General features: G+C 64.4%; 20 protein-coding genes. 15 read left to right on the plus strand and 5 right to left on the minus strand.

Annotated features, from left to right (window positions below):
• Positions 1–9: 9 nt before the first annotated feature.
• The 5 genes from IVB41_RS04020 (at position 10) to IVB41_RS04040 (ending at position 4,810) form a co-directional block, all read left to right on the plus strand.
• Entirely contained in the window at positions 10–768 is a 759-nt protein-coding gene (locus tag IVB41_RS04020) for an ATP-binding cassette domain-containing protein (protein ID WP_007597833.1), read from the plus strand.
• Positions 768–1,850, plus strand: a complete 1,083-nt coding sequence (locus IVB41_RS04025; RefSeq protein WP_027565874.1) for an ABC transporter permease — start codon at positions 768–770, stop codon at positions 1,848–1,850. The genes IVB41_RS04020 and IVB41_RS04025 overlap by 1 nt, the downstream gene beginning before the upstream one ends.
• A gap of 94 nt (positions 1,851–1,944) precedes the next feature.
• Positions 1,945–2,877 carry a sugar-binding protein gene (locus tag IVB41_RS04030; protein ID WP_247426944.1) on the plus strand — a complete coding sequence of 311 codons (933 nt, stop codon included), beginning with the start codon at positions 1,945–1,947 and terminating at the stop codon, positions 2,875–2,877.
• Positions 2,878–2,980: 103 nt separating this feature from the next.
• A complete protein-coding gene (locus IVB41_RS04035; RefSeq protein WP_247426948.1) occupies positions 2,981–3,958 on the plus strand; it encodes an aldo/keto reductase in 978 nt (325 codons plus the stop codon).
• A 3-nt stretch (positions 3,959–3,961) separates the two neighbouring features.
• Complete coding sequence (locus IVB41_RS04040; protein WP_247426951.1) at positions 3,962–4,810, plus strand: amidohydrolase; 849 nt, start codon at positions 3,962–3,964, stop codon at positions 4,808–4,810.
• Between the two features lie 21 nt (positions 4,811–4,831).
• Here the strand turns inward: IVB41_RS04040 and IVB41_RS04045 are convergent, their stop codons facing one another.
• The gene (locus IVB41_RS04045) at positions 4,832–5,632 is read right to left on the minus strand and encodes a RimK family alpha-L-glutamate ligase (RefSeq protein WP_247426954.1); all 801 of its coding nucleotides are present in this window, start codon (positions 5,630–5,632) and stop codon (positions 4,832–4,834) included.
• Between the two features lie 399 nt (positions 5,633–6,031).
• Here IVB41_RS04045 and IVB41_RS04050 point away from each other — a divergent pair, with 399 nt between their 5' ends.
• From IVB41_RS04050 to IVB41_RS04060, 3 genes are all read left to right on the plus strand, one after another.
• A complete protein-coding gene (locus tag IVB41_RS04050; protein ID WP_007597827.1) occupies positions 6,032–6,805 on the plus strand; it encodes a ferredoxin--NADP reductase in 774 nt (257 codons plus the stop codon).
• Between the two features lie 217 nt (positions 6,806–7,022).
• Entirely contained in the window at positions 7,023–8,732 is a 1,710-nt protein-coding gene (locus IVB41_RS04055) for an FMN-binding glutamate synthase family protein (RefSeq protein ID WP_247426958.1), read from the plus strand.
• 85 nt (positions 8,733–8,817) lie between these two features.
• Complete coding sequence (locus IVB41_RS04060; protein WP_247357630.1) at positions 8,818–9,060, plus strand: PilZ domain-containing protein; 243 nt, start codon at positions 8,818–8,820, stop codon at positions 9,058–9,060.
• A gap of 51 nt (positions 9,061–9,111) precedes the next feature.
• Here IVB41_RS04060 and IVB41_RS04065 read toward each other — a convergent pair whose 3' ends face one another.
• The gene (locus IVB41_RS04065; protein WP_027565867.1) at positions 9,112–10,407 is read right to left on the minus strand and encodes a hemolysin family protein; all 1,296 of its coding nucleotides are present in this window, start codon (positions 10,405–10,407) and stop codon (positions 9,112–9,114) included.
• A gap of 241 nt (positions 10,408–10,648) precedes the next feature.
• On the opposite strand from IVB41_RS04065, the gene IVB41_RS04070 reads away from it, so the two are divergent.
• Both IVB41_RS04070 and IVB41_RS04075 read left to right on the plus strand, forming a co-directional pair.
• Complete coding sequence (locus IVB41_RS04070) at positions 10,649–12,724, plus strand: methyl-accepting chemotaxis protein (RefSeq protein ID WP_247426963.1); 2,076 nt, start codon at positions 10,649–10,651, stop codon at positions 12,722–12,724.
• A gap of 118 nt (positions 12,725–12,842) precedes the next feature.
• Entirely contained in the window at positions 12,843–13,574 is a 732-nt protein-coding gene (locus tag IVB41_RS04075) for a sulfite exporter TauE/SafE family protein (RefSeq protein ID WP_247426966.1), read from the plus strand.
• 7 nt (positions 13,575–13,581) lie between these two features.
• Here IVB41_RS04075 and IVB41_RS04080 read toward each other — a convergent pair whose 3' ends face one another.
• The 3 genes from IVB41_RS04080 to IVB41_RS04090 all read right to left on the minus strand — a co-directional run bounded on the left by IVB41_RS04080 (position 13,582) and on the right by IVB41_RS04090 (position 17,153).
• Complete coding sequence (locus IVB41_RS04080; RefSeq protein WP_247428985.1) at positions 13,582–15,546, minus strand: carbohydrate porin; 1,965 nt, start codon at positions 15,544–15,546, stop codon at positions 13,582–13,584.
• A gap of 397 nt (positions 15,547–15,943) precedes the next feature.
• Positions 15,944–16,207: a hypothetical protein gene (locus IVB41_RS04085; RefSeq protein WP_247426971.1), complete on the minus strand. Its 264-nt coding sequence runs from the start codon at positions 16,205–16,207 to the stop codon at positions 15,944–15,946.
• A gap of 139 nt (positions 16,208–16,346) precedes the next feature.
• Positions 16,347–17,153 carry a creatininase family protein gene (locus tag IVB41_RS04090; RefSeq protein WP_247426976.1) on the minus strand — a complete coding sequence of 269 codons (807 nt, stop codon included), beginning with the start codon at positions 17,151–17,153 and terminating at the stop codon, positions 16,347–16,349.
• 138 nt (positions 17,154–17,291) lie between these two features.
• Here IVB41_RS04090 and IVB41_RS04095 point away from each other — a divergent pair, with 138 nt between their 5' ends.
• Genes IVB41_RS04095 through IVB41_RS04115 form a run of 5 tightly spaced genes read left to right on the plus strand, consistent with a single transcriptional unit; the run spans position 17,292 to position 21,666 of the window.
• Positions 17,292–18,314, plus strand: coding sequence for an ABC transporter substrate-binding protein (locus tag IVB41_RS04095; protein ID WP_247426980.1), 1,023 nt, complete (start codon positions 17,292–17,294; stop codon positions 18,312–18,314).
• A gap of 10 nt (positions 18,315–18,324) precedes the next feature.
• Positions 18,325–19,170: an ABC transporter ATP-binding protein gene (locus tag IVB41_RS04100; protein WP_247400035.1), complete on the plus strand. Its 846-nt coding sequence runs from the start codon at positions 18,325–18,327 to the stop codon at positions 19,168–19,170.
• Positions 19,167–19,985: an ABC transporter permease gene (locus tag IVB41_RS04105; protein WP_247285378.1), complete on the plus strand. Its 819-nt coding sequence runs from the start codon at positions 19,167–19,169 to the stop codon at positions 19,983–19,985. Before IVB41_RS04100 ends, IVB41_RS04105 begins: the two co-directional genes overlap by 4 nt.
• Positions 19,985–20,974 (plus strand): 2-hydroxyacid dehydrogenase, encoded by a 990-nt coding sequence (locus IVB41_RS04110; protein WP_247426983.1) that lies wholly within the window; start codon positions 19,985–19,987, stop codon positions 20,972–20,974. The genes IVB41_RS04105 and IVB41_RS04110 overlap by 1 nt, the downstream gene beginning before the upstream one ends.
• Positions 20,974–21,666: an AprI/Inh family metalloprotease inhibitor gene (locus tag IVB41_RS04115; RefSeq protein ID WP_247426986.1), complete on the plus strand. Its 693-nt coding sequence runs from the start codon at positions 20,974–20,976 to the stop codon at positions 21,664–21,666. The genes IVB41_RS04110 and IVB41_RS04115 overlap by 1 nt, the downstream gene beginning before the upstream one ends.
• The last annotated feature ends 51 nt before the right edge of the window (positions 21,667–21,717 follow it).

Genomic DNA, 21,717 nt, shown 5'->3' on the forward strand with positions numbered 1-21,717 from the left:
AGGCCCCTGATGACAAATGCACAAGCGACACCGGTCCTCGAGTTGACCGGCATCGGCAAGGAGTTCGGCGCGATCCGCGCGCTGCATGACGTCGACATGCAGGTCCTCCCCGGCGAGGTCGTCGGCCTGATGGGCGACAACGGCGCGGGCAAGTCGACGTTGGTCAAGATCATCGCCGGCAATTTCCGCCCCAGCCACGGCGAAATCCGCTTCGCCGGCAGCGCGGTTCATTTCAACCGGCCCGTCGATGCCCGCGGCGTCGGCATCGAGGTGGTCTATCAGGACCTTGCGCTCGCCGACAATCTCACCGCAGCGGCCAACGTCTTTCTCGGCCGCGAGCTGAAGCGCAGGATCGGGCCGTTCGCGTTGCTCGACCACAAGGCGATGGCGGCGCGTGCGCTGGAGCTGTTCGGCGAGCTGCGCTCGGAGACGCGCCCCGACGATCTCGTCAAGCAGATGTCGGGCGGGCAGCGCCAGGCGGTTGCGATCGCGCGGACGCGGCTCTCCAACGCGAAGCTGGTCATGATGGACGAGCCCACGGCCGCGATCTCGGTCCGCCAAGTCGAGCAGGTACTCGGCCTGATCCACCGGCTGAAGGAGCAGGGCGTTGCCGTGATGCTGATCTCGCACCGCATGCCTGACGTGTTCGCGGTGTGCGATCGCGTCATCGTCATGCGCCGCGGCGAAAAGCGGGCCGACAAGCCCATCCACCAGACCTCCCCCGAGGAAGTCACCGCCCTGATCACCGGCGCGAAGGAGGCGGCGTGATGGCCATGCCCATGGAATCCCCGATCACCTTCTCGAATGTCGGCAAAATCAGATGGTGGCAGCGCGGCATCTTCGCGTCCCAGACCGGCTATGTCCTGCTCGCGCTGGCAGTGCTGCTGGTGGTCATGCATTTCGCCAGCCCGTACTTCTTCACCGAAGGCAACATGCAGAACGTGGCGAAGAATTTCTCCTTCATCGCCATTGCGACGCTCGGCGTCACCTTCGTGATCATCACCGGCGGCATCGATCTGTCGGTCGGCTCGATGATGTGCTTCTCCGCCATGGTCACCTCGATGGTGATGACCGAGCTGTCGGCGCCCGGCTCGCCGGCGGGCTCCCTGTTCGTGCACATGGCGGCCGACGGCAAGACCGTGCTTGCCAATGTCCCCGGCCTGATCCTGGTGGTCTCGCTTCTCGCCGGCCTCGGCGTCGCGCTGCTCGCCGGCCTCGTCAACGGCTTCTGTATCGCGGTGCTCGGCCTGTCGCCGTTCGTCACCACGCTCGGCATGCTCTCGATCGTACGCGGGCTCGGCTATGTCGTCTCGAACGGACGCGGCAGCTTCCCAGGTGGGCCGGATGCCGATTATTTCTACGCGCTCACCTCGGGCGACGTGCTCGGCGTGCCCGTGCCGTTCATTTATCTGATCGTCCTCGCGCTGGCAATGGCCGTGGTGCTGCACCACAGCTCGTTCGGCCGTCACGTGTTCGCGCTCGGCGGTAACGAGAAGGCGGCCGAACTCACCGGCATCCCGGTCGTGCGGGTGAAGATCGAGGTCTATGTGATCTGCGCGCTCGCCGCAGGCCTCCAGGGCATCATCATCTCGGGCTGGCTTGGGTCGGCGCCGGCCAACATGGCGACGTCCTACGAGCTCAACGTGATCGCTGCGGCCGTCATCGGCGGAGCCAATCTCGCCGGCGGCATCGGCGGTCCGCTCGGCGCCATCGTCGGCTGCGTGCTGCTCGAAGTGATCCGCAACGGCCTCGTGCTCGCCCAGGTCAGCTCCTACTGGCAGCAGACGCTGGTGGGCGTGATCATCATCCTGGCCGTATTGGTCGACCGCATCCGCTCGCGGATGATCTGAAACGACGTCGTTCCGGGACGGCAACGAAAATGCCGCCTGTCCGCTTCCCGGACGATCTTGAGAGGACAGGCGCCAAAGAAGGGTGGAGGAGACGATGAGGAAATTTCTACTTGCCGGCATCGCGGTCGCGATGATGGCTACGCCGGCGTTTGCCGCAAACTACCGGTTTGTGATCGTGCCCAAGGCGATGAACAATCCGTTCTTCGACTTCGCGCGCGACGGCTGCCTGAAGCGTGCCAAGGAGCTCGGCAATATCGAGTGCATCTACAAGGGGCCGGTCGAGCACGAGCCGGCGACGCAGGCCCAGATCATCCAGGACTTCGTCACCCAGAAGGTCGACGGCCTCGCCATTTCGGTTGCCGACGTCGCGGCGATGACCAAGTCGATCGACGCGGCGACCGCGGCCGGCATCCCCGTCATCACCTTCGACGCCGATGCGCCCGGCGCCAAGCGCATCGCCTATATCGGCACCAACAACAAGGAGTTCGGCGTCGCCCTCGGCAAGCAGCTCCTGAAGCTGCGGCCCGACGGTGGCAAATACGCCATGGTCTCGGGTGGTCCCGGCGCCAAGAACCTCGCCGAACGCGTCGACGGCGTCCGCGAGGCGTTGAAGGGCTCGAAATGGACCGAGGTCGCGGGCTCGCCGACGTTCTGCAACGACGATCCCGCGCTGGCGGTTCAGCAGATGACTGACATGCGTACCGCGACGCCCGACCTCGCCGCGATCGTTCCCATCGGCGGCTGGCCGATGTTCGCCCCCGAAGGCTTCAAGGCCTTCGCCTCCAGGTACAAGAAGGATATCGATTCCGGCAAGTTCACGCTTGTCGTGGCCGATACGCTGAAGATGCAGCTCGAGCTGTTGCGCGATGGCTATGCCAATGCGCTGGTCGGCCAGCGTCCGTTCGAGATGGGCGAGAAGGCGATGGACACGCTGCTCGCCATCAAGAAAGGCGAGAAGGTGCCGGAGATCGTTTATACCGGCCTCGATCTCGTGACCAAGGACAACGTTGCGCAGATGTTGAAGTAGGAGCGTCGCCAGCCCCGCGCTCCTGCGTGCCTCTCCCGCTTGCGCTTGTCGCAAGCGGGAGAGATGATCTTGGTTGTTGGGGAAGACGGTTGAGGCAATGGGAATGAAAAGGTCGCGGCTCGGCTCTCTCGATGTCACCTCACTCGGCCTCGGTTCCGCCCCGCTCGGCGGATTGTTCACCCCCGTCAGCGATGCCGATGCGGAAGCGACGATCGCCCGCGCCTGGTCGCTCGGAATTCGCTTCTTCGACACCGCGCCGCTCTACGGCTTTGGCCTTGCGGAGCGACGCCTGGGCGCATTCCTGCGGCAACAGCCCCGTGACTCCTACGCCATCTCGACCAAGGTTGGCCGCCTGCTGCGCGTGCCCGATGGCGCGGCTGCCGAGGACGAGCATTACAAGGGCACGTCGCGCGAGCGGCCGGTGTTCGATTTTAGTTATGACGGCGCGATGCGATCGGTGGAGGAAAGCCTGGCGCGGCTTGGGCTCGACCGCGTCGACGTCCTGCTCGTGCATGATCCCGACGATCATTACGACGACGCCGTCGCCGGCGCCTTCCGCGCGCTGCAGCGCCTGCGCGCGGACGGCACCGTCAAGGCGATCGGTGCCGGCATGAACCAGTCGGACATGCTGATCCGGTTCGCAGAGGCCGTTCCGGTCGACTGCTTCCTGCTCGCCGGCCGCTACACGCTGCTCGATCAGGGCGCGCTGGATGCGCTGTTCCCGGTCTGCGCCGCGAAGAATATCGGCATCCTGCTCGGCGGCATCTACAACAGCGGCATCCTGGCCAATCCGCACACCGGCGCGAAGTTCAATTATCAGGATGCCGATGCGGCACTCGTCGCCCGTGCGCTGGCGCTCGACGAGCTCTGCCGCAAGCACGGCACCGAGCTGAAAGCCGCCGCGCTGCAGTTCTGCATGGCCCATCCGGCAGTCACGGTCGCCGTGATGGGCGCGCGCAACGCCGCGGAAGTTGCCGACAACATCGCGATGTCGGAGCTGGCGGTACCGATGGCGTTCTGGCAGGAGCTGCGTGCGCGAAAACTCGTCGACGCCCGCGCGCCATTGCCGGACGGAGCGTAAGGCATGATCATCGACGCTCACCAGCATTTCTGGGATCCCGCGCGCGCCGACTATCCCTGGCTGGATGCGCCCGAGCTCAAGCCGATCCGGCGTGCCTTCGGTCCGGCCGATCTCGCGCCCCTTTTGAGCGCGAACGGCATCGACGCGAGCATCCTGGTGCAGTGCCGCTCCGCGCTGGCGGAGACCGAGGAATTCCTGCGGATCGCGCATGCGACGCCCTCGGTGATCGGCGTCGTCGGCTGGGCCGATCTGACTGACGCTGCACTTGGTGAGACGCTGGACCGGCTGCGCGCTTCGCCCGGCGGTGACAAGCTGGTCGGCATCCGCCACCAGGTCCATGACGAGGCCGATCCGGATTGGTTGTTGCGCGAGGACGTCCAGCGCGGCCTCACGGCCGTGTTCGCGCACGATCTCGCCTACGATTTCCTGGTCCGCACCCGCGAGCTGCCGGCCGCGATCGCAACCGCACAAGCGTTCCCGCAGGCGCGCTTCGTGCTCGACCACGCGGCCAAGCCGCCGATTGCCGACGGTGGAAGCACTGAATGGTCCAATGGCATCGCGGCACTCGCGGCCTGCGGCAATGTCTGGTGCAAGGTCTCGGGGCTGGCGACAGAAGCGGTTTGGAGCGACTGGAATGCGGAGCGGCTGTTTCCGTTCGTCGCGCACGCCGCGACATGCTTTGGCGAAGATCGCCTGATCTTCGGCTCGGACTGGCCGGTATGCTTGCTCGCGGGGAGCTATGGTGAGATCAAGGGCGCGCTGGAGGCCTGCCTGATGAAGCTCGGTCCGCAGGTGCGGGAGAAGGCGTTCGGCGTGAACGCGAAGGCTGCGTATCGGTTGGCGGTCGGTTGAAGCCGACAGCGCGCGTGTTGCTCAGCGTTCCCCAAACACCCGATCCAGCGCTGCATCGTACGTCGTCTGCACCAGCGCCGGATGCAGCTTTGCCAGCGCCTCCATCATCACGCCGGAATTGATCTCGAGCACGCGCCAGACGCCGTCGACGCGGACGAGGTCGATCGAGGCGAAGGTGATGCCGATGGCATTGGCGGCGTCGATAGCGAGCTTTGCGCAGGCTGCGCGAAGATCGCCGTCCTCCATCAGCACGGGCTTTGCGCCCGCATCGAGATTGTGCCGCCAATCCGAGCCGCGCTGCTTGCTGTAGACGACGAGTGGCACATCATCGAGCAGCACCACGCGAACTTCATCCTCGATCACGACATAGGGCGAAATAACGAGTCCGGCGCTCATCGAAAAGGCTTCGCCAACCGCATGATCGAGCTCAGTTTCCGTCGTGACCCTGAAGACGGATCGTCCCGACGTCCCCTCGTTCGGCTTCACCACCACGCCTTGCGGATTGTCGTGAAGCAGCGCCAGCATTGCCTCTCGCCAGGCGACGCCGACAACCTTCTCGCCCAACTTCGGATTGAGGAACAGGCGATGGGGAATGCAAGGCACGCCCTCGAGCGCCAGCACCTCGGCGGTGGCCGATTTGTCGTTGGCCAGGCGGTGCGCGATGGCGCTGTTGAGGCCGATGTCGTAGCCGAACGCGAAGCGGCGCTGCTCGCCCCGGCGCATCTCGAGCAGCCAGCCATCGGCGCGGACTTCGAGCGCGATGCCATGGGTCGCGCAATAGCGCCTGATCGCCTGGACGAAGATCCGCTCGCCGTTCACCATGTGTCTTGTCGCCACTCGCAGCCGTCAGTTCCAGTCGAGCTTGGCGCCAAAAGCCGCAAAAAAGCAGGAAACGGCGCCAAACGAGAGTGAAATCAGAGCTATTCTTAATGAAATTCTCGCGAGCGCCACGGAAATTAAGTGCTGTATTCGGGCCCCGGAGGGAAAAGAAATTGCCCTCCGCGCGCGCCGGACAGCACATCCATTAATGATGCGACCATTTCCGCCGCAAATGCCGGTTTGACCGGCATCAATTGCATCCGGAACGAGGTTGATTATTGGTCTCAATGGCGTAGATCACACACGCAAAATGCTCCGCCATGGCAATGGTGTCCGCTCCGCTTTCAGGGGCCGGGCAATGCTTTTGCCCTAAAACCGCAATTATTCGGAATATCGAAAATCATGAGCGCGTTTTACCGAGAGAAGGTTCTTTCCGTCCAGCACTGGACCGACACCCTGTTCAGCTTTCGCGCAACCCGCGATTCCGGCTTCCGCTTCCAGAACGGCCAGTTCGCGATGATCGGCCTCGAGGTTGAGGGCCGCCCGCTGCTCCGCGCCTACAGCATGGCCAGCGCCAACCACGAGGAAGAGCTCGAGTTCTTCTCGATCAAGGTTCAGGACGGCCCGCTGACGTCGCGGCTCCAGAAGATCAAGGAAGGCGACACCATCCTGGTCGGCCGCAAGGCGACCGGCACGTTGATCACCGACAATCTCATTCCCGGCAAGCGGCTGATGCTGCTCTCGACCGGCACGGGCCTGGCGCCCTTCGCCAGCCTGATCAAGGACCCCGAGGTCTACGACCAATTCGACAGCATCGTGCTGGTGCATGGCTGCCGTCAGGTCTCCGAGCTCGCCTATGGCGAGAAGCTCGTCGCCGGTCTTCGCGAGGACGAACTGTTCGGCGAGTTGCTCGCGGACAAGCTCATCTACTACCCGACCGTGACCCGCGAGCCGTTCAAGAACCGCGGTCGCATCACCGATCTCATCAGCTCCGAGCAGATCTTCAACGACATCGGCCAGGGCCCGCTCGACATCGCGACCGACCGCATCATGATGTGCGGCAGCCCGGCGATGCTCGAAGAGCTGAAATTGATGTTCGAGGGCCGCGACTTCGTCGAGGGCTCCGGCAACAAGCCCGGCCATTTCGTGATCGAAAAGGCGTTCGTCGAGCGGTAGGCCCTCTCGTGTCGTCCTGGCAAAAGCCAGGACGCTTGCCTGGGTAAAGCGCCCTGACGGGTTAATGCCCGTCCCTTCCGAGCCCTGCTGCACCGCAGCAGCCCGCCTATCGGGCTGATTGATTTGTCCCCGCCGAATTCGCTAGCGTGAAACAACCGCCGCGTCATATCCGTATGACAGGCGCGGGCGTATCGTACCGCCTCATGCTGGCGAGAGGATGGGAATCGTGGCCGACGAGAACAAGACGCAGGAATCGCTCAACCCGTCGGCCAAACGGCTGCCGCTGGCGGAAGAGGGGATCATGGAAACCCTGCTGCTGCCATTCTCTCCGCGCTTCATCGTCCTGACGATCTGCGCGGTGGTCACGGCGCTGCTGACCGGCATCGGCTTCGCCGATGGCAAGATCTTCGACATCCTGCTGATCCCGATCCTGATCTTCGGCGCGCTGACGGCGCTTGGCGTCCGCGACCTCATGCAGAAGGGCCACGCCGTTCTGCGCAACTACCCGATCTCGGCCCATATCCGTTTTTTGCTCGAAGAGATACGCCCGGAGATGCGGCAGTACTTCTTCGAGAGCGAGAAGGACGGCATGCCGTTCTCGCGCGACATCCGTGCGGTGGTCTATCAGCGCGCCAAGATGCAGCTCGACAAGCGTCCGTTCGGCACCCAGGAGGACGTCTACCGCCAGGGTTATGAGTGGATGCATCACTCGGTCTCGCCGAAGACGCATGCCGAGGAGAAATTCCGCGTCACCATCGGCGGGCCGGATTGCGCCAAGCCGTATTCGGCTTCGGTGTTCAACATTTCCGCGATGAGTTTTGGCGCGCTCAGCCCGAACGCCGTGCGCGCGCTGAATGCCGGCGCCAGGAAGGGCGGCTTCGCGCACGACACCGGCGAGGGCGGCTTCAGCCCCTATCACGCGGAGATGGGCGGCGACATCATCTGGGAGATCGGTTCGGGCTATTTCGGCTGCCGCCATCTCGACGGCACCTTCGATCCCGAAGCCTTCGCGCGCGTCGCGCGCCAGGACCAGATCAAGATGGTCGAGCTCAAGATCAGCCAGGGTGCCAAGCCCGGTCACGGCGGCGTGCTGCCGGCGGCGAAAGTCTCGGAGGAGATTTCCAAGATCCGCGGCGTCGCGATGGGCGAGGATTGCATCTCGCCGGCCTCGCATCGCGCCTTCTCGACGCCTGTTGGCATGATGCAGTTCATCGGCGAGATGCGAAAGCTCTCCGGCGGCAAGCCGACCGGCTTCAAGCTGTGCATCGGCCACCCCTGGGAATTTTTGGCGATCTGCAAGGCGATGATCGAGACCGGCATCTATCCCGACTTCATCGTGGTCGACGGCAACGAGGGCGGCACCGGCGCCGCGCCGCTGGAGTTCATGGATCATCTGGGCACGCCGATGCGGGAGGGCGTCAGTTTCGTCCACAACGCGCTGATCGGCGTCAACGCGCGCGACCGCATCAAGATCGGCGCCTCCGGCAAGATCGCCACCGCCTTCGACATGGCGCGGGCCATGTCGATCGGCGCGGACTACTGTAATTCGGCGCGCGGCTTCATGTTCTCGCTCGGCTGCATCCAGTCGCTGAGCTGCCACACCGACCGCTGCCCGACCGGCGTCGCGACCCAGGATCCGACGCGGGCGCGCGCACTCTACGTGCCGCTCAAGATTGACCGCGTGCACAATTATCACCTTGCGACGCTTCACTCGCTGACCGAGCTGATCGCCGCGGCCGGTCTCGAACATCCGCAGCAGCTGCGCCCGATCCACTTCTCCCAGCGTACCTCGACGACGGACGTGAAATCCTTCGCGCAGCTCTATCCCTCGCTGCGTCCGGGCGAGCTGCTCGAAGGCACCGAAGACCCGCGCTTCCGAGACGCCTGGCGGATGGCGCGGACGGAGACGTTCCAGCCGGCGCTGTAGGGCGCTGGCCGCGGGTCCTGCGCAAAGGCATCACGACATGGGCTGCGTTTAACGTTTTGTTCAACTTTGGGTATAGATTGTCCCCATGGACGAGCGGCGCGACAAGGCAAGGCATCGCGTGCTGAAGGCCGGAACGATCGAGTTCGGCGGCGGCGGCGCGATCGACTGCACTATCCGCAACCTGTCAGATACCGGCGCCGCGCTCGACGTCAGCAGTCCCGTCGGCATCCCCGACCATTTCAGCCTGTTCGTCCAGGTCGATGGAAAACATCTCGCCTGCACCGTGATCTGGCGCAAGGAGAAGCGGATCGGAGTGAGGTTCGGGTGAGGGCCGGGACGACACGTGGTGAGTTCAGCACCACCTCACGTCGCCGCTCGCTCACCCCGTCTCTACTTCGCTCCGCCGGCTCGCGAGAATCTTGTCGATCCTCCGTCCGTCGAGATCGACCACCTCGATGTGCCAGTCGCCGAAGTCGAAGGCGTCGCCGACATCAGGCAGCACGTTGAACTGTTGCAGCACGAGGCCGGCGACGGTGTTGTAGCGGTGCGGCGGCAGTTCGACGCCGATCAGCTCGCCGAATTCGTCGACTGGCATCCAGCCTGAGACCAGCAGCGAATCATCCGCGCGCTTGACGTAGGCCGGTTCCGGCGGGCCTTCCTCGGAATGGAAGGCGCCGACGATCGATTCCAGAATGTCAGCCGTCGTCACGATCCCTTCGAACGCGCCGTATTCGTCGTAGACGAGGCCGACATGCACCGGCGCCGCCTTGAGGATCGCCAGCACGTCGCGGGCATCGGCCGACGCGGGAATGCCGGGCGCCTCGCGGACCAGCACGCGCAAATCCGGCGTACGCTCGTTCATGAAGGCGACCAGCAGGTCCTTGGCCTGGAGCACGCCGATCGGCTTGTCGCGGTCGCCATCGGACACGGGAAAGCGTGAATGCGGACTCTTGGCGATGGTCGCTTGAATGCTCTCCGGCGTATCGTTGAGGTCGATCTCGTTGACCTCCGTGCGCGGCGTCATGATCGCGCCGACCGGCCGATCGCCGAGCCGCATCACGCCCGCGATCATCTCCTTTTCACCTGACTCGAGCACGCCCGCGCTTTCGGCCTCGCTGACGAGATGATGGATCTCGTCTTCCGACACCTTCTCTTCGGACTTGCCGCCGTGGCCGAGCAGCGTGAGGATCAGCTTGCCGGAGAGATCGAGCAGGAAGACCAGCGGCAGCGAGACCTTCGCAAGCACGTGCATCGCGGGTGCAACCCTGACCGCGATGCTCTCGGGGTCGCGCAGCGCCACCTGCTTCGGCACCAGCTCGCCGACGATCAGGGTGGCGTAGGTGATGAGCGTGACGACCAGGCCCACTCCGACGATGTCGGCAATTCCTGCGGACAGGCCGAGCTCGAGCAGCCATTGCGTCAGCCGCTGTCCGAGCGTCGCGCCCGAGAACGCGCCGGAGAGCACGCCGACCAGCGTGATCCCGATCTGCACCGTCGAGAGGAATTTGCCCGGGTCGGCCGCGAGCGTCAGCGCCCGCTCGGCGCCGCGGACGCCCTTTGCGGCGAGCATCGACAGCCGGGCCGGACGTGACGAGACCACGGCGAGCTCGGACATGGACAGCAAGCCGTTGATGACGATCAGGACGACGACGATGGCGAGTTCGGCGGAGAGCATTGACGTTCCGAGGTAAGGGAGTGTGGCCGAATGGCGGCCCAGGCATTGATATAGGTATTCGGGGAAGAAATGCCGATGATTCTGTCGCATCCGGCATCGCGAAGGAACTTCGGCGACACCGTCCCGGAAGGCACTCGAAGCCCAATACCCCGCGGAACTACGGGCATGCCGTTGCTTAACGGGCTCTTAGCGGCCACCGGCTAGGTTCTCGACATTTGCAGGAATGTATTCGGGGATCAGAATGCGGATCGGGAAACTCTTTGCGCTGTCGATGCTGACGGTGACGGTGTTTGCAGTCATCCTTGGCGCCGAGGTGCTCGTACCCCAGGCGCGCATCTTCACGAACCGCTCCGACGCGATCAAGACGGTCGACGCCTTTGGTGCGACCTTGATGGTCAGTCAGCACGTTGCCGGCCTTCGTGCCCCCTACATTTCGCCGATTTTCCAGGAGAACCCTGCGACGCAGGCCCAGATCGAAGCCGCCGCGAAGGCCGCGAAAGCAGCCGATGCCGCATTTGAGGGGGCAAGGCGCGCCATCCTTGTGCTGGATGATTCCGGACCGATGATCGAAAACCTGGACCGTACCGCCCGGCGGCTCAAGGATATCTACACCGCTGCAGACCGCGCGATGAGCGTTCCCTTGGCGGCGCGCGACAGCGCTGTGGTCAAGGGCTTCCTACCGGGCGTTGCAGAGGTCATCGGCAATATCGAGCCGATCATGAACCGGCTCGAAGCGAAGGTCATCGATGCCGATTCTTCGCTTGCGGCGCTGTTGAGCTTGGCGCGAACGGCGCAGGACCTGCGCGTCTCGGCCGGCAGCCGCGCCGCCACGCTGTCGCCGGCGCTGAGCGCGCGCCGCCCGCTCACGGCTCCCGAATTCTCGCTGATGGATCGTATGCAGGGGCGTGTCGAGGCCGACCGCGAGCGCATCGAGGCCGGCATCGACCAGCTCGGAAGCCCGCCCCGCATCGCCACCGCGCTGAAGGCGGCGACGGATTCCTATTTCGGAAAAGCAGCCGCTGCCGTGGACAAAGAGATGCCCGCGGCTCGTGGCGACGGCAAATACGGCATCAACGCCGAAGAGCTGGCCACCGTCATTGTCCCCGCCATCCAGATGTTCTACGGCGTGCGCGATGCCGCGCTGACGGAAGCTGCCGAGCGCGCCTCGGCCGCGCGCGATGGCGCGCTTGCGATGCTCGCGCTCGCGGGCGTGGCGGTGCTGGTGCTGCTGGGGACACTCGGTGGTGTGACCATGATGCTGCGCCGGCGCGTGGTGACGCCGCTGAGCCGGCTCGCGGACGTGATCGCAACGCTTGCCGCCGGACAGCACGAGGTCGAGATTCCCGTGACGGGCCGCAACGACGAGATCAGCCAGGTGGCGGGCTCGCTCCAGCACTTCAAGGATTCGCTCTCCGCCAAGAAGGCTGCCGACGAGGCCGCCGCGGTGGAAGCCGAGGCGAAACTCCGGCGCAGCCAGCGCATGGACCAGATCGCGCGCGATTTCGAAGCGTTGATCGGCGACGTCATCAACACCGTGTCGTCGGCATCGTCGGAGCTGGAAGTGTCGGCGGGAACGCTGACGAGCACCGCCGATCAATCGGAAAAGGTCACCGCGACGGTGGCGGCCGCCTCCGAGCAGGCCTCCAGCAACGTGCAGACCGTTGCCGCGGCCGCGGAGGAAATGGCGTCTTCGGTCGACGAGATCGGTCGACAGGTCCAGGACTCCGCGCGGGTCGCCAGCGAAGCGGTGCAGCAGGCGGCGCGGACCAACGACTATGTCGGCGAGCTCGCCAAGGCTGCCGGCCGGATCGGCGACGTGGTCGAGCTCATCAGCCAGATCGCGGGCCAGACCAATCTTCTGGCGCTCAATGCAACGATCGAGGCGGCGCGCGCCGGCGAGGCCGGCCGCGGCTTCGCCGTGGTCGCCTCCGAAGTCAAGGCGCTCGCCGAGCAGACCGCCAAGGCCACCGGCGAGATCAGCCAGCAGATCACGGGAATCCAGAGCGCGACGGAGGATTCGGTCGGCGCCATCAAGTCGATCGGCGACACCATCACCCGGATGTCCGAGATCGCATCGGCGATCGCCTCCGCAGTCGAGGAGCAGGGCGCCGCGACGCGGGAGATTTCGCGCAACGTGCAGCAGGCGGCGCGCGGCACCCAACAGGTCTCCGCCAGCATCGTCGACGTGCAGCGCGGCGCGCGCCAGACCGGATCGGCCTCCTCCACCGTGCTTGCGTCAGCGAAGTCGCTGTCCGGCGAGAGCAGCCGCCTCAAGGTCGAGGTCGGGAAGTTCCTGGACGCGATCCGGGCCGCGTAACATCGTCATTGTGGAAGGAAGCGGCTTCACCTAGGCTTGCAGCCTTGGGGGTGTCGCAGCCTCCCCATGAAGTGGGTGATCCCACGCAAGCGCTGCTCGCTGATGTTTGGAGCGAGCAATGGACGGGATCACAATCGAGCTTACCCTTTTCCTGACGGCCACCTTCGCCGGCGCGTTCGTCGCCGGCCTCTCCGGCTTTGCCTTCGGCCTGGTGGCGGCATCGCTGTGGCTTTACGTGCTGACGCCACTTCAAAGCGCCAGCCTGATCGTCGGCTTCGGCCTCCTGGTGCAGGGCTACTCGGTCTGGAAGCTGCGCAGCGCGCTCGACTGGCGCCGGCTATGGCCCTTCATGATTGGTGCCGTCGTCGGCGTGCCGGTCGGCGTGTTACTTCTGACCTCGGCCGATCCCAAGAGCGTCCGCATCGCGGTGGGGGCGATCCTGGTCGTCTACAGCCTCTATGCGTTCTTCAGGCCAAAACTCAAGGTCGCGACCATCGTGCCGCCGGCCGCAGACATGACCATCGGGTTCGTCAACGGCCTGCTGGGTGGATTGACCGGCCTTGCCGGCATCATCGTCACCATCTGGTGCAATCTGCGCGGTCTGCCCAAGGACGTCCAGCGCGCCACGTTCCAGCCCGTCGCAGTCGTGGTGTTCGCCACGGCGGCGCTCTTTCTGGGCGCCAAGGGAGCGCTGACGTTCGAGACCGCAAAGCTGTTCGCGCTCGGCCTGCCGTTTCTCTTTGCGGGAACGTGGCTCGGGCTAAAACTGTTCGGCCGGATCGACGAGGCGATGTTCCGTAAGATCGTGCTCGCGTTGCTGTTCGTCTCCGGCGTCGCGCTGCTGTTCTGAGCCGCGGTCAGAACTCCCCGTGCAGCCGACCCGAGAATACCGACACCGGGCCGCGATCAGCGTTGTAGGCGGGGTTGACGATGAGCTGGTAGTCCGCGGTGAAGGTCAGCGCCTTGTTGAGCGCGTAGGCGTAATAGGTCTCCAGCACGCGTTCCCTGCGGTAGTTGAGCTGGCCGTCACCGATCAGCGGACCGAGACCGCCGGCGGCGATGAAGTCGCGATGGTCCTGCGACAGGCCGTTGATCGCGCCGGCAATGGCGACGACGTCGTCGGATCGGCCCCATTTCGCTCCCTTGACCGAGACACCGCCGGACAGGCTACGGTCGATGTCGGTGAAGGCCATGATCTCGTTGCGGCCATCGTTCCAGCTCCAGCGGCCGAACACGCCGATATCGTCGGTGATCGCCTGTTCGACATTCAAAGCGTAGCCGTATTTGAGCCGGCCGCGGCGGGTCTGGCTGATGTCGAGGTTGAGCAGCGGATTATCCAGCGTCTCGCGATAGCTGCCGGAATAGGCGCTGTTGACGAAGCCGAGAGTACGCAGCTTGCCGGGCTGGCCGAACAGCGAGTAGCGCATCTCGAGCTCCGCGACATATTCGCCGCGGCGGCCGATATTCATGTCGAAATTGTTCGAGTTGGACTGGGCGTCCATCAGGAAGTAGCCGGCGCGCAGCGCCCATTGCTTCTGATTCAATTCGGCCGTTGCACCATAGCCGAGGCCGAGCTTGTCAGCGGCGTAGTCGAAGGCGCCGGATGCCCAGATCGACCAGTTCATGAAATCCTTGCGCGGATCGTGCGCGTAGGAATTGCCGTCGAAGACGTCGACCACGGAGAGCTTTCCGACCTGCAAAGTCAAACGCGACACGTCGGCCTTGCCAGCAAGCTGAAACTGGCCGCTGGCAAGCTCCTCCTGCTCGCCGCCGAAGCCGAAGGTGTGGCGCACGAACAGCCGCGAGGCGTTGAAGTGTGGATAGGGAAAGCCGGACTTCTGCGCTTCGCCGTTGGGGAAGCCCCCCGCGCCGGTCGTGTTGTTGAAGCCAAAGCCCTGCAGCAGCTCGGGATTGAAATAGACCTCGCCGCCGTCCCACAGCCGCGCATTCAGATAGAGCGAATTGCTCCAGGTCTGCTGCAGATCCGGCGAGGGGGTGAAGCTGTTCGGCCCGGTATAGGGCGCTCTGAACGAGGGATGTCCCTGGGCCAGCGCTGTCGACTGGCCGTGGATCTCCCAGCGGCTGGACTCGGTATCGGTGATGTCAGACTTCGGATTGTAGGTCGGCAGGCCCGGCCAGTCGATCTTGCGATTGAGGCCGATCCGCAGGCTCTGGAAATCCATCGAGGACGAATATTGCGCGCCCGAGGGGAAGGTGACGCGGGCGTTCTCGAACTTGCTGTAGAGATATTCGAGCCGCGCGCTCCAGTGCGGCGCGAAGGCATATTCGACGCCGCCGCCGGCGGTCCAGCCGAACCGCGTGTTCAACACCTTCTCCTCATTGCCGCCTGCCGGTGTCGAGAGAAAGCGCTCGCCGGCAAAAGCGGCGCCGCCAGTCGCGTAGAACAGGAATGCGCCCGTGGTGTAGCCGAGCCGCGCGCGCAGGCTCGCGACGTAATCCCAGCGCTCCTCCGCGCTCGATAGCGCGGTGGTCGTCGACGACACCACGTGGTTGGAGGGCAGATAGTTCGGAAAGGAGATGTCGCCTTCGACGCCGAGCAGAAGCCCTGAGTTGAGGCGCCAATTGTAGCCGGCCTGCACGCCGCCGGTCGCGCCGGTGAAGACATGATTATCGGTCGCGACCGCGGGATCGGTCAGCATGGCCGAGGACGTGCCGCGGGTGAAACCGGCGTGTGCACCGATAAAGAGGCCCGTCCAGTCGTAGATGGCCCTGAGCGCAGGTGCCTTCAGCGGCAGATCAGCCGCGCGGCTGCTGGCGGGCAAAGCCAAGACGCCCGAAGCAATTGCCGCGGCCGTCCGCAAATACCTGTAACGGTGACCCCTCAACGTCAAAACGCACGCCCCCAAAAGCGAGTGTGTCCACTCGCCGCACTATCCCTGCCGATTCGCGGCGACCCTGTCATCAGGCTTAGGTGCTCCGCGATCGGACCTGATGATCTCAGTCCGGCGCGACTTCTTCCCAAGCCCCTGAGCTTGTTGCAAACCTTATTGCGATTAATTCGCAATAGCAACTAGTGCAGATTGCCGCAGGGGATGGTTCGCACCGCTGTGTGACGGGGCTGCAACAAAATCCCGAGGCCCCAAAACAGTTGACCCCGCCCGGGGGGACATCCGGGCGGGGTCGGGGGCACGACACGGGGTGGATGAGGCGCCCGTGTCGGACGCAGGATCCACGTGAGATCGGCCTCAGGGACTCAAATCAGAAGCAGGTACGAACGCGGCCAACGTACTGGCCAAAGGCGTTGTACTGGGCGGCCCAGCCGCAGCGGTGATAGCCGTTGTAATAGGGGTCGTTGCTGGCGGCGATCGCGGAGCCGACGACGGCGGCGGTGGCGATGCCCAAGCCGACGCCGACGCCCCAGCCGAGCGGCTTGGCTTGCGCCTGCGAGGTGGTGGCGACGACGCTGCCGGTCAGGGTGAGCGCGGTGAGGGCAACTGCGAAAATCTTGGTCTTGGTCGACATGGGAAACTCCATCCGGGTTGAGGCGGTCCGTTGTGGCCCGCGTACCGAGTTGGACGGAGGCTCCGCGCGTCCGGTTCGAAACCGGTAAAAGCGGAGCTCAAGTTTGACTCTTTCTCGAATGATTCCAGGATGATAAGCGCTAGCCGAGCGGGCCCTTGGCGAGCCTGTTCACGTCGAAGTTATCAACCTCGGCAAGCAGCTCGCAAAAGGCGCGGGCGCCCTGGTCGATCAACTGCTCGCCTTTCGCGGCCACGGCCAGCGTCGCATTGCCGACGGCGCCGCTGGGGTTGAGATCCTGTGCCTGCCAGGCGAACGGTGCGGGTCGCTGCGTCGACAGCCAGCGATATTGCTGCTCCATCGCGATGCTGCTCGCGGGAAAATCCGCGATCGCATCACCGTGCACCTGATGGGGATAGCGCGCCAGCATGATTGAGGTCTCGACTGCACCGCCGTGGATGCCGTGGCGTACTTCGTCGGCCGGGAACAGCTGGTCCGCGCCCGACAGCCGCGACCACGACGTGGTCACCACGAACAGTTTCTGATACGCGCGAAGATCCTGCGCGATCAGCATCATTGCCGCGCTGTTGCCGCCATGGCTGGTGATGATGACGAGCTTCTTCAATCCGCGGTGCGCGATGTCTTCGCCGATCACGGTCCATTTTTTCAACGCGACTTCAGTCGCTAGCGTCTGCGTGCCCGCATAGTCGATATGCTCGGTGGAAATCCCGATCGGTTCAACGGGCAGGAAAGTGGCCGGAACGCTTTCGGGCAGGAGCTCGCGCACCCGCGCGAGATAGGCGTCCGCGATCAGCACGTCGGTCTCGAGCGGCAGATGCGGGCCGTGCTGCTCGGTCGCCGCCAGCGGCAGCACTGCGATCCAGCGCGACACCTCGGCTGGGCCGGCATCGGCCCAGCGGATCTCGGTCCAGTCGCGGGAAGGCGTCATCAAGGTTTCTTTGCCCGAATTTGTCGCGTAATTTGGGGTATCAGGGGACGCGGGCCAGGCCGGCTCGCGTCCCTGAATGTCTTGCGGTTTTATCGCGTTGCTTGGACATCGGCTAGAAGCGATCGACGGAGTCCCATCATGAGCCCCTCTCATCTGCGGCGAGCCTTAACGGCGGGCCTGATGGCCGCTTTCGTCTCGGTCGTTCCGGCGCGCGCCGAAACCCTGGACAAGGTCATGTTCGGCACCAATTGGGTCGCCGAGGCCGAGCATGGTGGCTTCTTCCAGGCGGTCGCCGACGGCACCTACAAGAAATATGGGCTCGACGTCACTATCGTCCCCGGCGGGCCCAACGAGAACAACCGGATGCTGCTGATCGCCGGCAAGATCGATTTCTTCATGGCCGCGAACACGCTGATGTCGTTCGACGCGGTCGCCAACAACGTCCCGGTCGTCACGATCGCCGCGGTGTTCCAGAAGGATCCGCAGGTGATGCTGACGCAGCCCGATGCCAAGGTCGCCAAGATCGAGGACCTCAAGCCGCTGACGCTGTTCGTCTCCAAGGAGGGCATGACCAGCTATTTCCAGTGGCTGAAATCCGAATACGGTTTCAGCGAGAGGAACGTTCGCCCCTACAATTTCAATCCGCAGCCCTTCATCGCCAATCCCAAGAGCGCGATGCAGGGTTACGTCACCTCCGAGCCCTTCGCGGTCGAGAAGGCCGCTGGCTTCAAGCCCAACGTGTTGCTGCTCGCCGATTACGGCTTCAACACCTATTCGACCCTGATCGAGAGCCGCCGCGACGTGGTCGAGAAGAAGCCCGACCTGGTGCAGCGCTTTGTCGATGCCTCCATGGTCGGCTGGTACAATTACATCTACCGCGACAATTCCGCGGGCAACGCCATGATCAAGAAGCTCAATCCGGAGATGACCGACGAGCTGCTCGCCTATTCCGTCGCCAAGATGAAGGAATACGGCATCGTCGATTCCGGCGATTCGCTGAAGAACGGCATCGGCGCGATGAGCGACGAGCGCTACACCTCCTTCTTCAACAAGATGGTGAAGGCAGGCGTCGTGAAGGCAGACCTCGATTTTCGCAAATCCTATACGCTGCGTTTCGTCAACAAGGGCGTCGGCGCCGAGCTGCGCCCGAGCAAGCCGTAGCGCAAGGCCGATGTCATCAGTCCAAACGTTGGCGGGGGTCGAGACCGGCCTGACGGCCCTGGCTGTCAGCCTGCGCGGCGTGACGAAGACCTATGACAACGGCGTGCTGGCGCTCGGCCCGCTCGACCTTGCGGTGCGCAAGGGCGAGTTCATTTCGTTGCTGGGACCGTCAGGTTGCGGCAAATCCACCGCGCTGCGGCTGATTGCCGAGCTCAGCGCGCCATCGTCCGGAATCGTGCGGCTGGCGCGTCGCGAGGGTGGTGCGCAGTCAGGTCATGTTCAGCCAGGTCATATTCAACCAGGTCATGGCATCGGCTTCGTGTTTCAGGAGCCGACCCTGATGCCCTGGACCAGCGCGCGCGAGAACGTGCGGTTGCCGCTGAAGCTCGCAGGCGTTCCGAAGGCGGAAGCGCGCGCGCGTGCCGATCAGGCGTTGGCAAGCGTGGGGCTTGGCGATTTCGCCGACGCCTTTCCCCGCGAGCTCTCCGGCGGCATGAAGATGCGGGTGTCGCTGGCGCGCGCGCTCGTCACCGATCCTGATGTCCTCCTGATGGATGAGCCGTTCGCGGCGCTCGACGAAATCACGCGCTTCCGCCTCAACGACGATTTGCTCGCGCTGTGGCGCAGGCTCGGCAAGACCGTCATCTTCGTCACGCATTCGGTGTTCGAATCCGTCTATCTGTCGCAGCGCGTGGTGGTGATGACGGCGCGGCCGGGCCGCATCCAGGCCGACTTCCGCATCGAGACGGTCGAGCCGCGTGGCGAGGAGTTTCGCACTTCAGTCGCCTATTCCGATTATTGCCGGAAAGTGTCGGCGGCGCTGGCGCCGTCCTATGCAGGGCAGTCGACGCTATGAACGCGCAAGCTTCCGTCACTGCGAAGCCGTCCGGCGCGCAACGCGCGGTGCGCTTCGCGCTGCCCGTCATCGTGTTCGCGGCGGGACTGCTCGCCTGGGAGCTCGTGGTTCGGATCAAGGACATCCCGCCTTACGTACTGCCGGCGCCCTCCGTCATATTCGTGACACTGATCAAGGATTGGTCGGTGCTGTCACAGTCGCTCGCCGCGACGCTGCTGACCACGCTCGAAGGTTTTGTCGCGGCCAGCATCGGCGGCATCGCGCTGGCGCTGCTGTTCAACCAGTCCAAATGGGTGGAAGCATCGCTGTTCCCCTATGCCGTGGTGCTTCAGGTCACGCCTGTCATCGCGATCGCGCCGCTGCTGCTGATCTATCTGGAGCAGCAGACCGCGGTCGTGGTCTGCGCCTTCATCGTCGCCTTTTTCCCGGTGCTGTCGAACACCACGCTCGGGCTCAATTCGGTCGATCGCAACCTCGCCGGCCTGTTCCAGCTCTATGGCGCCTCGCCGCAGCAAACCCTGCGCTTTCTCAAGCTGCCGGCGGCGCTGCCTTACATTCTCGGCGGCCTGCGCATTGCCGGCGGCCTGTCGCTGATCGGCGCGGTCGTGGCCGAGATCGCGGCGGGAACGGCCGGGGCCGGCTCCGGGCTCGCCTACAGGATCGCGGAATCCGGCTACCGCTTGAACATACCCCGCATGTTCGCAGCGCTGCTGCTGTTGTCGCTGGCCGGGATTGTCATCTATGGGGTGCTGGCGCTAGTTTCCCACCTCGTTTTACGGCGCTGGCACGAAAGCGCGCTTGGAAAGGACAACTGATGACCACCGGTTCGATTTCGTCCGAAAAGATCGACCTTCTGATTTATGGGCCGGTCCGGCCGATCCTCGAGAACGGGTTTTCCGATCATTTCGTCGTGCACAAGGCGGAGACGCGGGGCGATCTCGCGCGGCTGACGCCGGCAATCCGCGAAAAGATCCGCGGCGTGGCGGTGACCTATCACACCGTGCGCGCCGACCGGGATTCGCTGTCGCAATTGCCCAAGATCGAGATGGTGGCGAGCTTCGGCGTCGGCTACGACCACGTCGACGCCAAATACGCCGCCGAGCACAACATCATCGTCACCAACACGCCCGATGTGCTGACCGAGGAGGTCGCCGACGTCGCGATGGGCCTTCTGATCTCCACGGTGCGTGAATTCATCAAGGCCGATCGTTATGTGCGCTCCGGTCTCTGGCAGACCCAGAACTATCCGCTCAGCGTCGGCTCGCTGCGCGATCGCAAGGTCGGCATCGTCGGCATGGGCCGGATCGGACAGGCGATCGCGCGCCGGCTGGATGCCTCGCTGGTGCCGGTGGTCTATCACACCCGCAATCCGTCCAAGGACGTCTCCTACAAGCACTACCCCGACCTGATCGAGATGGCGAAGGCGGTGGACACGCTGATGGTGATCGTGCCCGGTGGCGCCAGCACGAACAAGATGATCAACGCTGAAGTGCTGAAGGCGCTCGGCCCGCGCGGTGTGCTGGTCAACGTCGCGCGCGGCTCGGTGATCGACGAACCGGCGCTGGTCCAGGCGCTCAAGTCCGGCACCATCCTTGCGGCCGGTCTAGACGTGTTCGCGGCCGAGCCAAGCGTGCCGGACGAACTCAAGACCATGCAGAACGTGGTGCTGCTGCCGCATATCGGCTCGGCCTCGGTGGTGACGCGCAACGCGATGGATCAGCTCGTGGTCGACAATCTCAAGTCCTGGTTCTCAGGCAAGGCGCCGTTGACGCCGGTTGCGGAAACGCCTTTCAAGGGGCGCTGATGAGAGTTCTTCGGGTCGTTGCATTCACCGTCGCGGCCTACTGGGCCGCGATCGGCCTTGCGTTGGCGCAGGATACGACGACCCTGAAGAAGGAAATGCCCGGGCAGTGGGAGCTCTCGACCACCGAGCGCAGCAAGACCTGCGTCGTCACGCTCAAGGCCGACACTGCGGCTCAAGGCTTCAAGCTCGAGCTGGAGCCGGCCTGCAAGGCCGCGCTGCCCTTCACCAAGGACATCGTCGCCTGGAGCGTCAGGGGTCTCGACATCGTTCGCTTGCAGGATTCGAGCGGTGAAGCCGTGATCGACTTCACCGAGGTCGAGGCCGGCATCTTCGAGGGCCTGCGGCAGGGCGAGGGCGTCTACATCCTGCAAGATCTCGCCGCCGCCCGCTCGATGGCGAAGTCGATGGACCAGATGATCGGCGACTGGTCGATCGTGCGCGGCAACGGCCAGCCGGTCTGCGGGCTGACGCTGACCAACACGGAAGCCGGGCCGGACAATTTCCAGGTCTTCCTCAAGCCGAAATGCGATGCGGCCATTGCGCAGTTCAACCCGACGCAATGGCGGCTCGAGCGCGGCCAGATCATCCTGCTGTCGAAGGCCGGTGAGGCCTGGCAGTTCGAGGCCGACGACAACGCGCAATGGCGGCGCGTCCCCGATACCGCCGATCCCCTGATCATGCTGCGCCAGTAGGCGCCGCGAAACGCGAGCTTATCCTGAGCGCCCGCCATAGGCGGGCGTCTC

The organism is Bradyrhizobium sp. 44 (assembly GCF_023073095.1).
Classification (GTDB): Bacteria; Pseudomonadota; Alphaproteobacteria; order Rhizobiales; family Xanthobacteraceae; genus Bradyrhizobium.